Below are 15,834 nucleotides of genomic sequence, written 5' to 3' on the forward strand. Positions count from 1 at the left end.
CCCCGCATCGGGGCTGACCACGGGGCGGATAGGGTGAAGTCATGTCCCCGCGCACATTTCCCCAGGCAGTTCTGTTCGACCACGACGGCACCCTGGTGGACACCGAACCCGTGTGGGGGCGGGCCAAGGCACGGTTCGCCCGCGACCACGGGGGAACCTGGGTCGAGCGGGACACCCTGGAGACGATCGGCAGGCCCGCGTCGTTCACCGTCCAGCGGCTGCGTGACAACGGGGTCACCGAGATCGACGACGACACCTTGATGCGCAAGCTGTTCGAGTACTCGGAGCAGGAGCTCAAGGACCACGGGCTGAGCATCATGCCCGGCATGACCGAACTGCTCCAGGAGATCGCGGAGGCCGGACTGCCGACCGCGATCGTCACGAACGCCACAACCGAGGTCGCTCAGTACACGGCGAGCCTGGCCCCGGAGAACATGTTCGACGTCGTCATCGGCAACGAGGAGGCCGAGCACGGCATCGCGCCCAAGCCTTCGCCGGAGGGTTATTTGGAGGCGGCGCGGAGGCTGCGCGTGGACCCCGCGGACTGCGTGGTCATCGAGGACTCCCCGGCGGGTGTGGCGGCCGGAATGGCCGCGGGGATGACCGTCGTCGTCGTGCCCGGAGCCGTTCCGGTGCCGGCTGACCACGGTGCCGTGCACGTGAACGATCACCGGCAGGTGACCCTGGCTCTCCTGGAGTGGCTCGATCCGCACGGCACGTCCTGGCCCAAGGGCATCCTGCTGGACCACGACGGCACAACCGTCAACACGGAGCCGGAGTGGGCCTCGGCCAAGCGCGCGGTGGCCGCCCAGTTCGGCCAGGAATGGACCACCGAGGACGATCACGCCGGGCTGGGCCAGACCGTCCAGTTCTCCGCGCAGATGATGTTCGACCGTGGGGCCGATGCCGACGTGGAGGACATCACCCAGCGCATCGGGGCCAAGGTGGTGGAAGCCCTGGAGCGTGAAGTTCCGCTGATCGAGGGCATGCCCGAACTCTTGGCGCAGTTGCGTGCCGAACACATCCCGGCGGCGCTCGTGACCAACGCCTTGGCATCGGTGGTCTCGACGACGGCGTCCGCCCTGACGGAGAACATCAGGGCGGTCGTCTCCCGCGAGGACGTCGAGAACCCGAAACCGCATCCGGAGCCCTACCGCGTGGGAGCCGAACGGCTCATGACCGCCCCCGAGGACTGCGTGGCGGTCGAGGATTCGCTGGCCGGCGCGCAGTCCGCAGTTGCGGCGGGAATGCCCGCGATCCTGGTGCCGGGTGACAAGCCCGTGCCTCAGGAGCCCGGTTTCGTGCGGGTCGAGGTGCACACCGACGTGACGCTGGAACGACTCCGCGCGGTGGGACCGCTGATCCCGGACCTCCCCCGGGCCGACGGGCCGCCGACGGAGAAGCTGCCGTTCAACGCCACGCGCCGTCCGGCCAGTGAACTACTGACCCGCAACTACCCGTCCGCCTGAGCCTCGGCCCACTGGACCAAGTCCAGGGTGAACAACTCGGTCGTGTGACCGTAGTACTTCTCCGTGGTCCCTCGGTGCTCCATTCCCAAGCGGCGGCACACCGCCTGGGACGGGGTGTTGCCGACGTCCGTGACGGCGATGATCCGTTCCAGGCCGAGGCGCGCCGCATGGTTCAGCATCGCGACGGCGGCCTCCGTGGCGTAGCCGTGGCCCCACGCATCCGGGTGGAAGTGCCACCCGATCTCGATGTCCCCTGATCCCTCACCCGTGTCCGAGGCCGGGGTGTCCTTGAGCAGGACCACGCCCACCGGTCGCGGCGGTTCCTGCGCGAGCACGGCGAGGCGAATGCCCGTCAGCGGCCCTTCGCACGTGGCCCACCGTTCCAGGCGCGTGCGGACCGCATGGGGTGGCAGCGGCGCATCTTCACCGATCCACCGTGTGACGGCTTCCCGGGAGTAGAGGTCTTCCAGGAAACCGAGGTCCGCGACCTGTCCAGGTCGCAGGAGAAGTCGTTCGGTCGTGACGGTCCAGCGGCCGTCGTCGGTGTGGTCGGCCATCGTGCTCGGCACTCCCAGGGGTCGAGGCGGATCATCCGCGGTGCATCGGACAATTCGTCGGACAAAGGACGTTGACAACCCACGATAGACCGCGAGCGCCCACGGTTGACCGTGGGCGCTCGCCATGACTGGTTGCCGCACATGCGGCACGGGGGTCAGCCGCGGGGCGCACCCGCTGCGGAGCCCGCGCGCCGGTTCCGACGACGCGCGGCGGCCTGCGTCGCGCGGTCAGCGGTACCGTTTCCGGCTCCGTGGAGGTTCACCGCGGTCGCGGCCGAGTCCGAACGTGTCCGGCCGGAGCCCGCCTTGGGGCCACGGTTGGCGGACCCCGTCTTGCGGGCGTTCGACGCCGAGGCACCGCGGGATCCCCCACGAGCGCCACCACCGGCACGGGAGCCACGGGACGAATCCCCTGAACGACCGTTGGACGACCGGTTGGAACGATCGGTGCGATCGTCACGCGACGCGTTGCGCCCACCCGACTTGGCTTCACGGCGGGCCTCGGACCGGGGGCCGCCCGACTTCTTGGCCGCGTTTCGACCCGAGTTCTTGCCCGCGCCCTGGCGGGGCTTGCGGCCCGAACCCTGACCACCGGACGTGGACTGCTTGGTCGGCGGGACGTAGGCCACGCGCTCGGCACGCTCACCCACAAGTTCAGCCACCACGGGTGAACCGACCGTGACCTCGGAGAACTCCGCGGTCACACCCGCCTGCTTCATGAGCTTCTGGACGTCACGCCGTTCCTCAGTGGTGGCGATCGTGATGACCTGGCCCTCTGCGCCCGCGCGGGCGGTACGCCCGGAGCGGTGCAGGTAGGACTTGTGCTCGGCGGGCGGGTCGATGTGGACCACGAGTTCGACGTCGTCCACGTGCACACCGCGAGCGGCGACATCCGTGGCGACCAGGACGCGGACCTCCCCCGTGGAGAAAGCCTCCAGGTTGCGGTCGCGGGCGTTCTGGGACAGATTGCCGTGCAGGTCAACCGCCGGGATTCCGGCCTGGGACAGCTTCTTGGCCATCTTCTTGGCGCGGTACTTGGTGCGCGTGAACATCACGCGCCGCCCGGTGCCGGAGGCCAGGGTCTCAATGAGAGCCTGCTTCTCGTCGGCGTCCACCACCAGCACGTGGTGCTCCATGGTGGAGACCGTGGCCTTGGGCGCATCCACGGAGTGGGTCACCGGGTTGTCCAGGAACTTCTTGACCAGGACGTCCACTCCGCCGTCCAGGGTGGCGGAGAACAACAGACGCTGACCGTCACGCGGCGTGCGCTGCAGGATGCGGGTCACCACGGGCAGGAAGCCCATGTCGGCCATGTGATCGGCTTCGTCGATCACGGTCACGCGGATGTCGTCCAAGGTCAGGACGCCCTGCTTGAGCAGGTCCTCCAGTCGCCCCGGGCAGGCCACGACGATGTCCGCGCCGCGGGCCAGAGCCTTTTCCTGGTGTTTCTGGGAGACGCCGCCATAGATGACCGTGGTGTTCAGACCAACCGCTTCGGCCAGCGAGGCCACGGTGCGGTCGATCTGGGTGGCCAGCTCACGAGTGGGGGCCAGGACCAGACCGGTCGGCCGGTTGGGGCGTCGGGTCGTCTTGGCGACGCCGTCGGTCAGACCCGCAAGCCGGGCGACCAGGGGGAGGGCGAAGGCCACGGTCTTGCCGGAGCCCGTGCGGCCACGACCCAGGACGTCGCGTCCGGACAGCGAGTCCGGCAGGGTCTTGGCCTGGATGGGGAAGGCATCCGTGATCCCCTGGTCGGAGAGGACACGGGCAAGTGCCTCGGGCACGCCGAGGTCTACAAAATGAGTCACGAGGAAGTTCGCACTTTCGATCGGATGTCCCGGTCGGTGTGTTCACCCACCGGGTGCGCCGATCCCACTCCAGCCCGCTCTGCGAGTACGCGAGCGGGTTCGCTTTCCATTGCGTCAGCGGCTCGCTGGGAGCCTTCGGAGTGATCGACGCGCTGCCTGCCTCTTTGTGGATCCCTGCGGATTCACACCCCGGAATCAATCCTCGGGGCCGCAGGTCCGGGCAGTGCCATGTGCAACCCGTGAAGACTACACGAACCGTTCGGAGCCTGTCCGTGACCCTCCCCACCCCGTCACACCGCACCCGGGACTGATCTGCGACGACGACAGCGGGCGGCCCACCGTCGTCGTCCCGTGTTCGCTCACAGCCAGCCGGGCGGAATCCCTGCTGGTGGCAACGCTCAGGCTGCTACCGTGAAATCGATCGGTCCGTATCGGACCCCACGTGCTTCATACGTACTCGTCCACGTTCATTCGTGAAAGGACCCAGAATGCGACTTTCCAACGCTATCCTCCGCGGCGTCTCCGGCGCCTACATCCTGCAGTCCGGCCTGGGCAAGAAGGATCTGCCCCTGGAGGCCTACGAGGGCCTGCAGGGCATGGCCGCCACCGGCATTCCGCAGCTCAAGGAGTGGGACGCCAAGACCTTCGGCCAGGCGTTGTGGCTGGCCGAAGTGGGCGTCGGCGGGCTGCTGCTGACCCCGTTCGTCTCCAAGCGGCTGGCGGGTCTGGCCCTGACGGCGTTCTCCGCGGGCATGCTCACCATGTACTTCAACAACAACGAGATGACCCAGGACGACGGCATCCGCCCCACCCAGGAGGGCACCCCGCTGTCCAAGGACGTCTGGCTGGCCGCGATCGGCCTGGCCCTGGTGGTTCAGTCCAAGGGCTGACACCGCTCGGCGCCGCAGCGCCCTCCCACCGACTTCGGGGTTGTTCCGCCTATTCGATCGAATAGGCGGAACAACCCCGAAGTCGGTGGGAGAGGTGTCAGATGGATTCGACGGCGATGCGGTACGTGATCGCGTGGGTCTCCCCCGGAGCCACGGTCACGTAGTCGTCCAGGGCGTTGGCCCCCTCGACGCACAGCATCTGGGTCCACTCCTCGTCCGCGAAGTCACCCATCTCCTTGGCCTTCTCGGTCCAGGGGTTCCACACGACCGTGTTGGCCGCGCCCTCCATGGTGATGTGCAGCTTGCGTCCCAGGAGGGGATCTACGACGACCAACGGGTCACCCGAGCGGTAGACACGGTCCGTCTCGCCGGAGAAGCGCACGTCTCCCGCCTGCACGACGTCCTTGTTCCCCGTGACCTTGTCGACGTAGCTCACACCGTCCAGTCCCTCGATGCTCACGGAGCGGACGTCCCCGACCGCCAGGTAGGTGTGCAGGGCCTCGTCGATCTCGAAAGGCTCGTCCCCGGTGTTGGTGGTCGCCAGGGTCATCTCCAACGTGGTACCCACCGTGACGGTGAAGTCGGCGCTGAAGCTGTGGCGGAAGCTTGCGCGCTCCTGGTCTCCAAGGTCTGTGTCGGTCAACCGGAAGACCGCCGTGGTGCCGTCGGAGGACACCGGCGTCCAGGGCGTGGTCCGGGCAAACCCGTGGGCGGGGCTGCGCTGCCCGTCACGTCCGGGGCCGAACCACGGGAAGCAGATCGGCACTCCCCCGCGAATCGCCTTGCCCTCCAGGAATCGGGCCTGGCGGGAAACGAAGAGCACCGGATCCTGCCGGGCCGGGGCCCACGACGCGACGTGCGCGCCCTGGGTGTAGACGGTTGCGATCCCTTGGTCATTGGCCAACGCCAGTGGCTGTTGCAGAGCAGTCATGGTCACAGGCTATGTGCTGGTGCCCCCGGCGACCGCATTGGTTGCCGGGGGCACCGTTGGCCTGGTGACGAACGTGGCTTTACGAGCGTGGCTCAGCCCAACTCAGCGGCCGGTCACCTCGTAGGTGTCGATGCCACCGTCACGTCCGCGCATGAACAGATCCACCTCGGACTTGCCCGCCACCAGCTTGGGGTCGTTCTTGAGGTAGTGCTTGGTCTCCCGCGCGATCAACCCGGACATGATCAGCAGGCCGATCAAGTTGGGGATGGCCATGAGGCCGTTCATGACGTCCGCGAAGTTCCAGACGGCGGCCAACGGGATCGTGCATCCGATGAACACGACGATCGAGAAAATCACCCGGTAGGGCATGACACCCACGCGTCCGATCAGGGACTCCACACACCGTTCGCCGTAGTAGGCCCACCCCAGGATCGTGGAATAGGCGAACATGACCAGCCCGACCGTCACGATCAGGTGGCCCCAACCGCCGGGCAGACCGTGGGTGAAGGCTTCGCCGGTCATGGTGGCGGCGAACTCCTCGCCCTGCTCCCACACGCCCGTGGTCACGATGACCAGGCCGGTGCAGGTGACCACGATGATGGTGTCGATGAACGTCTGGGTCATGGACACCAGGCCCTGCCGCACGGGGTGCGTGGTCTGGGCCGAGGCCGCCGCGATGGCAGCCGAACCCATGCCGGATTCGTTGGAGAAGATGCCGCGGGCCACACCCATCTGGATCACCAGGATCAGGGCCGAACCGGCGAAACCGCCGACGGCTGCGGTACCGCTGAAGGCATCTGTGAAGATCAGGGCCAGGGCGGCGGGGATCTGCCCGACGTTGGCGATCAGGATCCACACCGCACCGAGCACGTAGAAGACGATCATGACCGGGACGAATCCGGCGGTGACCTTGCCGATGGACTTGATGCCGCCGACCAGCACGACCATGGTCATGACGGCCAGCACCAGCCCGGTGACCCAGGTGGGGATGTTGAAGGATTCGACCACGTTACCGGCGATCGAGTTGCCCTGGGTCATGTTGCCGATGCCGAAGGAGGCCAGTGCCGCCGCGATCGCGAAGAACAGGGCCAGGAACTTCCCGAACCCGTTGGGGATGCCGCGCTTGAGGTAGTACTGCGGCCCGCCCGAGATCTCGCCCTTGGCGTCCGTGGTGCGGTAGCGGACGCCCAAGAAGGCCTCCGAGTACTTGGACGCCATGCCCAGGATGCCGGTGACCCACATCCAGAAAAGGGCACCGGGCCCACCGATGGAGATCGCCGTGGCCACGCCAACGATGTTGCCGGTTCCCACGGTGGCGGCGAGGGCCGTGGTCAGTGCCTGGAACTGGGAGACGTCACCGCCCGGTGCGTCCTCGTCCTTGCGCTGGAACAGCGCGAGTCGCAGGGCGGGACCCAACTTGAACAGCTGCAGGAAGCCCAGGCGGAGCGACAGGTACAGGCCCGTGACCAGCAGCAAGGGGATGAGGACGAAGGGTCCCCAGATGATGCCACCCGCCGAGCCGAAGCACTCGGCCATGTCCGTCTGCCCCGGCGTGAAGCAGTACGTGCCGATACCGGCGAACTGGTCCAACAGGTTCGCAATGAGATCGTTCACCGTGCAGTTCCTCCCCGGAGTCGCACCCGCTCTGCCGATGGGAGGGGCACCGGATGAGCGAGCAAAGAAGTGTCATGTGATGGAGGGTGTTCGAGCGGCGACTCCGACCTATGGCGCCCGTCACAGGGAGCATCTAACCACACCGCGGATTGCCAGGAAGTTAACCGGCAGCGCACGACAACTCGAGTTGGACTCCCACCCCGCCAGGTGCGGCCATGACCGGCAACGAACTGCAGCCGACATCAGTCCTGGTGAGGAGCGGACCACCAGGCGGCCAGGAGCGCGGTGGCCAGGGCCGCCGTCGTGAACACGAACATCAGGACGCTCATGGGCAGGGCAGTGTGCTCACCACCCAGCCCGGCCAAGGGGCTGACCAGACCACCGACCATGAACTGCAGCAGTCCCTGGACGGCGGAACCGGCCCCGGCGCGGCCCGGCACCTGGGCCTGGGCCAGGGCGATGCCGTTGCCGATCAGGAATCCGACGCAGGTCTGGGCGCTGATGGTGTGGACCACGATGGTCCACGCCGGCGCGTCGATCAACACCCCCACCAGGCCCAAGGTGTTGATCACTCCCTGCGCCACCAAGGCGCCGATCATGATCTGCGTGGTGCTGAAGTGGTTGAGCAACCGCACGTTGATCAGCCCGGCGATCACGGAGCCGAAGGCTGCCGCCGCGAAGGTGATGCTGTAGCCAATCGAGCTGAGACCCACCACGTTCTGCATGACGAAGGACGAGGCGGAGACGTAGGAGAACAACGAACCGAAGGCCAGTGACATGGCCACCGCCCAGGCCATGAACGGACGGTTGGTCACGACGGCGCCGGCCAGTGCGACCGTTCCGAGGACCCCACCCTCCCGACGTTCTGCCGGGGGAAGGGTCTCCGGGATCACGAACACCACGCACGCGACCATGAGCGCACCGAAGCCGGTCAGCACCCAGAACACGACCTGCCACGGTGCCCACGTGGCGATGAGGCCACCCAGAACGGGGGCCACGATCGGGGCGACGGAGACGATGGTGCCCAGCAGCGAATAGAGCTTGGCCGCTTCCACGCCTTTGGCGATGTCGGAGACGATCGCGCGGGCAATGACGACTCCGGCGGCACCGGCGAATCCCTGGATGCAGCGCAGTGCCAGCATCAGGTGGACCTGGGTGGAGAAGACGATTCCCAGGCTGGAGAGCAGGAACACCGTGGTTCCGAGCACCAGCAGGCGATGGCGCCCCAGCACGTCGGAGATCGGCCCCAACAGGAACTGGCCCACGGCCATCCCGACCATGTAGGTGCTCAGCGACAGCTGGATGGTCGACGCGGGCGATGTGTAGAACTCGGCCATGGCAGGCATGGAGGCCAGATACATGTCCGTGGCCATGGGGCTGACCGCGCTGAGCACGCCGAGGGCCAGGACGAAGAACACCCGGTCCGGCCCGGGAGACAGTCCGAGGCGGGAGGAAACGCGCATGGTCGAAGACAGCCTTTGCTCTGGTCGAGAGGTCGAAGGGTTGTGAGGGTTCGGCCGGTGCGGGGCACTTCGGCAGCCCGTTCAGGGTACGCCCTGGCTAGACTCTGCTGTCGATGAGTGACACCAACACCCCAGAGCCCACCCCCGCTGCGACAACGCCGGAATCCGAACCGACACCCCTCGCGGAAGCGCAGCAGCCCGGCGAGGTTCCGCAGGAGTTCCGCCGTCGGCCGTTCTCGTTCGTCCGCCGCGGTGACCGATTGACGCCCCGCCGCCAGAAGGCCTGGGACCAGTGGGCGCCGTCGCGCATCCTGCACGTGCCCCGGGAGGTCACGGACACGTCCGTGGCCGCCCATGCGGAGTTCGACCAGGCCGCAGCCTACGGACGTACGGCTCCCCTGGTCGTGGAGATCGGGTCCGGTCTGGGGGAGGCCATGGCCCACCGGGCCGCGGAGGTCCCCGAGCACGACTTCCTGGCCGTTGAGGTCTACACGCCCGGGCTGGCCGATCTGCTCATCAAGACGGCTGCCAACGGCGCCCAGAACGTCCGCGCGGTCCAGGCCAACGCCCCGGAGGCCCTGGAGCACTTCCTCAAGCCGAATTCGGTGGACGAACTGTGGGTGTTCTTCCCGGACCCCTGGCACAAGAAGAAGCACCACAAGCGCCGGTTGGTGTCCCCGGCGTTCGTCGACCAGGTGGCCAACGTGCTCAAGACCGGTGCCACGTGGCGCCTGGCCACCGACTGGCAGGAGTACGCCGTTCAGATGCGTGAGGTCATCGAGGCCGACGGACGGTTCGAGAATCTCAACCCCGGCCCCTTGGCCACTCAGGACGCTCCGGACCAGGGCTGGGCACCCCGGTGGAAGGGCCGAACCCTGACCAGTTTCGAACGCAAGGCCCGCGAAGCCGGACGCGTCCCGCGTGACCTGACGTACCGCTACGTCGGGGGCTGAAGCACCCGGGCTCGCACCCGCCCTGAAAGACAGCACGCTTTGTTCTAGCCTGGGGTGACCCATATCCGATCCCCAGGCGGGTGCCCCTTGAGTTCTTCAGACCGCAACCCGTCCCCCGAGCACGACGCCACCGGATCCTCGGCGCGGCAGCACGGCGGCCAGGACGCCTCGGTACACATCAGACGCCATCCGTCGGGGACCGGGATCACCCGCACGTTCCTGCAGGAGATCACCTAACCGCACAACATCCACCCGGTGTTGGTTCCGGGCATCTCGGTCGAGGACCAGAGGATGCGCTACGGGATCGACAAACTGGTCACGGGCGTCAGCGCCGTCCTCATCGTGGGGTTCATCGTCTGGGGACTCGTGGACACGGCCTCCCTGACCACGGTGTCCACCGCGGCCCTGACATGGACCATGACCAACATGGGCTGGGCCTTCAACATGTTGGCCGTCGGGCTCCTGGTGTATCTGCTCTACCTCGCGATCTCCCGCTACGGCCGCATCCCGTTGGGTATGGACGACGACGAACCCGAGTACTCGACGGCCTCCTGGGCCGCCATGCTGTTCGCCGCCGCGATCGGCATCGGGATCATCTTCTTCGGGCCCTTCGAACCGATGACTTACTTCCTCTCCCCCAGGCCGGGGTCCGCGGATCCCGGGACGCACGAGGCCATGAAACTCGCCTCCGCCCAGGCGGCGCTGCACTGGGGCCTCAACGCGTGGGCCATCTACGCCCTGGTGGGACTGGGGGTCGCCTACACCTCCTACCGGCGCGGCCGGGTCCCCCTCATGAGTTCGGTGTTCGCCCCGTTCTTCCGCGACGGACGGACCGACACGATCGCGGGGCGCATCATCGACGCCCTGGCGATCCTGGCCACGCTGTTCGGCACCGCGGCCGCCCTGGGAATCGGAGCCCTGCAGATCGGCCGCGGGGTGGAAATCGTGGCCGGGCTCGGGGAAACCGGTAACCGGATGGCGTTGTTGATCATCGCCGTGCTGACCGCGGGCTTCATCGCCTCCGCGGTGTCCGGGGTGTCCCGCGGCATCCGCATCCTCTCGAACATCAACATGGTCCTGGCCATCGGGCTGGCGCTGTTCTTCTTCGTCCTGGGGCCCACGGCGTTCCTGCTGAACTTCATCCCGTCGGTGGCGGTCACCTACGTGATCCTGGCCTTCACCATCCTGGGCGGCACCGCCATCCGGGAACAGATGACCAACCACACGGTTGCGCCTGACGGCACCATCGCCAGCCTTCCCGCGCCGGAGGAGATCTTCTTCGTGGTGCTCGACACCCTGCCCGGGGCCGGCGTCATGGCGGCGGTGGTCGTGGTCATGTTGGCGATCTTCTTCATCACGACGGCGGATTCCGCCTCCGTCGTGACCTCGCAGATGTCCCAGCGGGGCAACCCCAGTCCCCGGTGGTACATCACGGTGTTCTGGGGCCTGTGCATGGCCGGAATCGCCGTCGTGATGCTGCTGATCGGCGGGCAGAGCGCCCTGACCGGGCTGCAGAACATGGTCACCGTGACCGCGCTGCCGTTCACGCTGATCATGTTCGCCATGGTGTTCGCCATCCACAAGGACCTGCGGCGCGATCCCATGATCCTGCGCCACCAGTACGCCCGCTGGGCCCTGGACAATTCGGTGCGGCACGGCGTGGACGAACACGGGGACGACTTCATGCTCTGCGTGGAACGGGCCTCCGGGGAGCACCGCAAGTGGGCCACCGCCGCTGACTTCGATTCGACGGCGCCGGAGTACACGGACTGGTACCAGCGCACGGACGAGGACGGGAACCCGTTGGAGTACGACTACGAGTCGCACACCTACACGGGTGAAATGACCCAGGTGGATCCGTTGCGGGAGCCCGACCGGGACTGAACGCCCGTCGGGTCGACCCCGTCAGTCCTCGCCGCCGCGCCGCGGCCGGTAGACGACGAGCGCACGGGAGCGTGGCCTGGCCGTGGGGCGGGAACCCCGCGGCAGCCGGACCACTTCCCCGGACGGCGAGGCCGCCCAGACACTTTGGTCCTGGTTGACACGGTCCAGCGCGGCATCTCGCTCGTCGGTGAGCTCCAGGACGCGTTGCTGCAGGGCAGCCACCTGGTTCTCCAACTGCATGATGCGCTTGATGCCCTCCAGCGTGATGCCCTCCTGGGAGAGTCGCTGGATCTCGCGCAGCTTGTCGACGTCGCGCTGGGAGTACCTGCGCGAGCGCCCCGGTGCCCGGGTGGGCTTGACCAGGCCCAGGCGGTCGTACTGTCGCAGGGTCTGCGGGTGCATCTCCGCGAGTTCGGCCGCCACGGAGATCACGAACAGAGCGCGTTCCTCACTGCGATCGGTCATCGCTGTGCCTCCTCAAACTCCCCGGTCGTTCGCCATGTCATTCACCCGCACGCTCGAGCAGGTGCGCCCGAGGGTCGTGGTCGGCGGTGGCGGCGGCGAAGGCCTCCACGGCCTGCCGGGCGTCGTCGTCGAGCTCCTTGGGGACCTCGATCTCGACGGTCACGATCAGGTTCCCGGTCCCCTTCTTGGTGGTCACACCCTTGCCCTGGATCCGGAACTTGCGTCCGGAGCTGGTGCCCGCAGGAACCTTCAGGGAAACCTGCTTGCCGTCCCACGTGGGCACCTTGACGGTGGCCCCCAGCGCGGCCTCGGGGAAGCTCACGGGCACGGTCACCGCGAGGTCGTCGGTGCCTTCGCGCCGCGAGAAGACGGGGTGCTCCCCCACCTTGACGGTCAGGATGAGGTCGCCGTGGCCACCCGGACCCGAATGGCCCTTGCCCTTGAGTTTGAGCTTCTGACCGTCTCGCACACCCTGCGGAATGCGGACGGTGGTCGACGAGCCGTTGCCGCGTTGCAGCTTGACCGTGGTGCCCTCCATCGCGGAACGGAAGGGGATCAGCGTGCTCGTGGTGATGTCCTCGCCCTTGGGCTGCGGCGCCTGGTAGCGGGGATCGTAGCCACCCGTGTAGCCACCGGCACCACCTCCACCGAACCCACCGAAGCCGCCACCGCCGAAGAGGTCCTCGAAGTTGATGTTCTGGGCTCCGCCGGTCGAATAGCCCGTGGAGTAGCGCGCACGCGTGCGGCCACCGCCGAAGACGTCGCCGAAGAGATCCTCGAACCCGGCACCGTCGCTGCCGCCCGCGAACCGCGCGCCGGAACCCATGGCACGGATCGCGTCGTACTCCTTGCGCTCCTCGGGGTCGGAGAGGACGTCGTGAGCCTCCGAGACCTCCTTGAACCGCTGTTCGGCCGCAGCGTCCCCCGCATTGCGGTCGGGGTGGTACTTCTTGGCGAGCGTGCGGTACGCCTTCTTGATCTCGGCGTCGGTCGCCTCCTTGGAGACGCCCAGCACGTCGTAAAAATCCTTGTCGATCCAGTCTTGACTGGCCATGACGCCTCCTTTCAGGGGCAGGTTGTCGACGTTCTACGACGACGGCCGGCGTGCGGGTCCTCCCGCCCGCCGGCCGTCGTCCTTACGATGCAGGCCGGTCCCGCCACGGGACCGGTCGGCGTTCTGATCAGGGCGCGACGGCGACCTGTGCGGCGCGAACCACGCGCGTGCCGACGCGGAAGCCCGATCGCAGCACCATGGAGATGTGGTCTGCTTCCACACCCTCGGCCGGCTGCTGGAGCACGGCTTCGTGCACGTTGGGGTCGAAGGCCTCACCGATCTCGCCGATGCGCTCCAGGCCCTGCTTGTCCAACAGGCTCTCGAGCTTGGTGGCGATCGCGGCGAACGGACCGTCGGCCAGGTCCCCGGCGGCGCGGGCCGCGTCGATGTCGTCGAAGACCGGGAGCAACGAACCCAGAACCTCGCCCACCACGTGGTCGCGCAACTGGGTGCGCTCACGGTCCGTGCGGTTCTTGTAGTTCAGGAACTCCGCCTGCAAGCGGCGAAGGTCATCGAGGCGGTCCTCGGCCAGCTGGGCCAGTTCCGAATCCCCGGTCGATTCCGGATCCGCAACCGCAGGGTCGTGGTCGGCCGCCCGGGCGTCCTCGGTCTGCTCGGCGTTCAGGATCTCCTCCGCCGTGAGCGGGGACTCCTGATCGGCAGCCTGGTCCTGGGGCTCACCGTTCTGGGGCTCTTCGGGTGAAGTGCTCATGTTCCTACCTTTCTTGGTCGGGGACGGTGGTGGCCGGTTGCCCGGCCACCACCGTCAGAGGTCGATCACTTCTTGTTCTCGTCCTCGTCCACGACCTCGGCGTCGACGATGTCCTCGTCGTCCTGTGCCGCACCCGCAGCGTCACCATCGGTGCCCTCGGCGCCGGCGTCCTGCTGGGCGTAGACGGCTTCGCCGATCTTGCCCATGGAGCCCTGCAGCTTCTCGACCGCCGACTTCACGGCGTCGTCGTCATCGCCTTCGAGAGCGGTCTTGACGGCGTCGACGTCGCCCTGGACCTCGGTCTTGACGTCCTCGGAGAGCTTCTCATCGTTGTCCTTGATGAGCTTCTCGGTCGAGTAGGCCAGCTGCTCGGCGTTGTTGCGCATGTCGGCAGCCTCACGGCGGGCCTTGTCGGCCTCGGCGTTGGCCTCGGCGTCCTTGACCATGCGGTCGATATCCTCCTGCGACAGCGAGGTGCCGCCGGTGATGGTCATCGACTGCTCGGTGCCGGTGCCCTTGTCCTTGGCGGACACGTGCACGATGCCGTTGGCGTCGATGTCGAAGGTGACCTCGATCTGCGGCACGCCGCGCGGGGCCGGAGCGATGCCGGTCAGCTCGAAGGTGCCCAGGTTCTTGTTGTCCCGGGTGAACTCGCGCTCGCCCTGGAAGACCTGGATCGACACGGACGGCTGGTTGTCCTCAGCCGTGGTGTAGACCTGCGAACGCTTGGTCGGAATCGCGGTGTTGCGCTCGATCAGCTTGTTCATCACGCCACCCTTGGTCTCGATGCCCAGGGACAGCGGGGTCACGTCGATCAGCAGGACGTCCTTGCGGTCGCCCTTGAGCACGCCGGCCTGGATGGCGGCGCCCACGGCCACGACCTCGTCCGGGTTCACACCCTTGTTGGGCTCCTTGCCACCGGAGAGCTTCTTGACCTCCTCGACGACGGCGGGCATACGGGTGGAGCCACCCACGAGCACGACGTGGTCGATGTCGGAGAGCTTGATGCCGGCTTCCTTGATGACGTCCTCGAACGGCTTCTTGGTCCGGGCCAGCAGGTCGCTGGTCAGGTCCTCGAACTTGGCGCGGGACAGGGTCTCGTCCAGGTGGACGGGGCCCTCGGGGGTCACTGAGAGGTACTGCAGGGAGATGTTGGTCGAGGAGGCCGAGGAGAGTTCCTTCTTGGCCTGCTCGGCGGTCTCCTTGAGTCGCTGCAGGGCGATCTTGTCCTTGGACAGGTCCGCACCGGTCTTGGACTTGACCTGCTCGAGCAGCCAGTCGACGATCCGCTGGTCCCAGTCGTCGCCTCCAAGCCGGTTGTCACCGGCCGTGGCGCGCACCTGGATGGTGGAGAAGTCGTCCTCGTCCTTGCCGACTTCCAGCAGGGAGACGTCGAACGTGCCACCACCGAGGTCGAAGACCAGGATGAGCTCGTCCTCCTTGCCCTTCTCCAGACCGTAGGCCAGGGCTGCCGCGGTGGGCTCGTTGACGATGCGCAGGACGTTGAGGCCCGCGATCTCACCGGCCTCCTTGGTGGCCTGGCGCTCGGCGTCGTTGAAGTACGCCGGGACGGTGATCACCGCGTCCGTGACCTTGTCACCCAGGTAGGACTCGGCGTCGGCCTTGAGCTTCATGAGTGTGCGGGCCGAGATCTCCTGCGCGGTGTACTTCTTGCCGTCGATCTCCTGGGTCCAGTCGGTGCCCATGTGGCGCTTGACGGACGAGATGGTGCGATCGACGTTGGTCACCGCCTGACGCTTGGCCGTGGCACCCACCAGCGTCTCGCCGTCCTTGGAAAAGGCGACGACGGACGGGGTGGTGCGGGCACCTTCGGCGTTGGCGATGACGACGGGGTCGCCACCTTCGAGGGTCGAAACGACCGAGTTGGTGGTTCCGAGGTCGATGCCTACTGCACGGGACATTCCCATTCCTCCTCTGCCCTCACGGGCTGTCTTGTCTGCAACCGGGCCGCACGGCGACCCGGAGGTCTCAAATCTTGAGTTGTCCTGACTCAAGGATAGAACTTCCTGTTCT

14 protein-coding genes are annotated in these 15,834 nt (G+C 67.2%); 5 read left to right on the top strand and 9 right to left on the bottom strand.

The genetic code is table 11. The features are described from left to right. The first annotated feature begins 41 nt into the window (after positions 1-41). Positions 42-1,469, top strand: a complete 1,428-nt coding sequence (locus EDL96_RS13500; protein ID WP_233568574.1) for an HAD family hydrolase — start codon at positions 42-44, stop codon at positions 1,467-1,469. On the opposite strand, the gene EDL96_RS00490 is transcribed toward EDL96_RS13500, so the two are convergent. Together EDL96_RS00490 and EDL96_RS00495 are read right to left on the bottom strand one after the other, a co-directional pair. Then, a complete protein-coding gene (locus EDL96_RS00490) occupies positions 1,454-2,026 on the bottom strand; it encodes a GNAT family N-acetyltransferase (protein ID WP_123823504.1) in 573 nt (190 codons plus the stop codon). The genes EDL96_RS13500 and EDL96_RS00490 overlap by 16 nt on opposite strands. 155 nt (positions 2,027-2,181) lie before the next feature. Further along, complete coding sequence (locus EDL96_RS00495) at positions 2,182-3,834, bottom strand: DEAD/DEAH box helicase (protein ID WP_123823505.1); 1,653 nt, start codon at positions 3,832-3,834, stop codon at positions 2,182-2,184. Positions 3,835-4,322: 488 nt separating this feature from the next. Here EDL96_RS00495 and EDL96_RS00500 point away from each other — a divergent pair, with 488 nt between their 5' ends. Then, positions 4,323-4,724, top strand: coding sequence for a hypothetical protein (locus EDL96_RS00500; RefSeq protein ID WP_123823506.1), 402 nt, complete (start codon positions 4,323-4,325; stop codon positions 4,722-4,724). A 97-nt stretch (positions 4,725-4,821) separates the two neighbouring features. Here EDL96_RS00500 and EDL96_RS00505 read toward each other — a convergent pair whose 3' ends face one another. The 3 genes from EDL96_RS00505 to EDL96_RS00515 form a co-directional block, all read right to left on the bottom strand. Continuing rightward, positions 4,822-5,655 (bottom strand): D-hexose-6-phosphate mutarotase, encoded by an 834-nt coding sequence (locus tag EDL96_RS00505; RefSeq protein WP_123823507.1) that lies wholly within the window; start codon positions 5,653-5,655, stop codon positions 4,822-4,824. A 102-nt stretch (positions 5,656-5,757) separates the two neighbouring features. After that, positions 5,758-7,191 (bottom strand): alanine/glycine:cation symporter family protein, encoded by a 1,434-nt coding sequence (locus EDL96_RS00510; RefSeq protein WP_123823689.1) that lies wholly within the window; start codon positions 7,189-7,191, stop codon positions 5,758-5,760. Between the two features lie 320 nt (positions 7,192-7,511). Further along, complete coding sequence (locus tag EDL96_RS00515) at positions 7,512-8,732, bottom strand: multidrug effflux MFS transporter (RefSeq protein WP_123823508.1); 1,221 nt, start codon at positions 8,730-8,732, stop codon at positions 7,512-7,514. 113 nt (positions 8,733-8,845) lie between these two features. Between EDL96_RS00515 and trmB the strand changes: the two genes are divergently transcribed. The 3 genes from trmB to EDL96_RS00525 all read left to right on the top strand — a co-directional run bounded on the left by trmB (position 8,846) and on the right by EDL96_RS00525 (position 11,569). Beyond that, entirely contained in the window at positions 8,846-9,685 is an 840-nt protein-coding gene (trmB, locus tag EDL96_RS00520; RefSeq protein ID WP_123823509.1) for a tRNA (guanosine(46)-N7)-methyltransferase TrmB, read from the top strand. A gap of 87 nt (positions 9,686-9,772) precedes the next feature. Further along, positions 9,773-9,922, top strand: coding sequence for a hypothetical protein (locus EDL96_RS13325; protein ID WP_158609447.1), 150 nt, complete (start codon positions 9,773-9,775; stop codon positions 9,920-9,922). A gap of 54 nt (positions 9,923-9,976) precedes the next feature. Continuing rightward, positions 9,977-11,569, top strand: coding sequence for a BCCT family transporter (locus tag EDL96_RS00525; protein ID WP_123823510.1), 1,593 nt, complete (start codon positions 9,977-9,979; stop codon positions 11,567-11,569). Between the two features lie 21 nt (positions 11,570-11,590). Here the strand turns inward: EDL96_RS00525 and EDL96_RS00530 are convergent, their stop codons facing one another. The 4 genes from EDL96_RS00530 to dnaK all read right to left on the bottom strand — a co-directional run bounded on the left by EDL96_RS00530 (position 11,591) and on the right by dnaK (position 15,722). Continuing rightward, on the bottom strand, positions 11,591-12,034 hold the full coding sequence (locus tag EDL96_RS00530) for a heat shock protein transcriptional repressor HspR (protein WP_123823511.1): 444 nt from the start codon (positions 12,032-12,034) through the stop codon (positions 11,591-11,593). 37 nt (positions 12,035-12,071) lie between these two features. Then, entirely contained in the window at positions 12,072-13,088 is a 1,017-nt protein-coding gene (locus tag EDL96_RS00535) for a DnaJ C-terminal domain-containing protein (RefSeq protein WP_123823512.1), read from the bottom strand. Positions 13,089-13,215: 127 nt separating this feature from the next. After that, complete coding sequence (locus tag EDL96_RS00540) at positions 13,216-13,800, bottom strand: nucleotide exchange factor GrpE (RefSeq protein WP_123823513.1); 585 nt, start codon at positions 13,798-13,800, stop codon at positions 13,216-13,218. A 65-nt stretch (positions 13,801-13,865) separates the two neighbouring features. Continuing rightward, the gene (dnaK, locus tag EDL96_RS00545; protein ID WP_123823514.1) at positions 13,866-15,722 is read right to left on the bottom strand and encodes a molecular chaperone DnaK; all 1,857 of its coding nucleotides are present in this window, start codon (positions 15,720-15,722) and stop codon (positions 13,866-13,868) included. Positions 15,723-15,834: the final 112 nt, after the last annotated feature.

The sequence above is a fragment of the Kocuria soli genome (genome assembly GCF_003797835.1).
Classification (GTDB): domain Bacteria; phylum Actinomycetota; class Actinomycetes; order Actinomycetales; family Micrococcaceae; genus Kocuria; species Kocuria soli.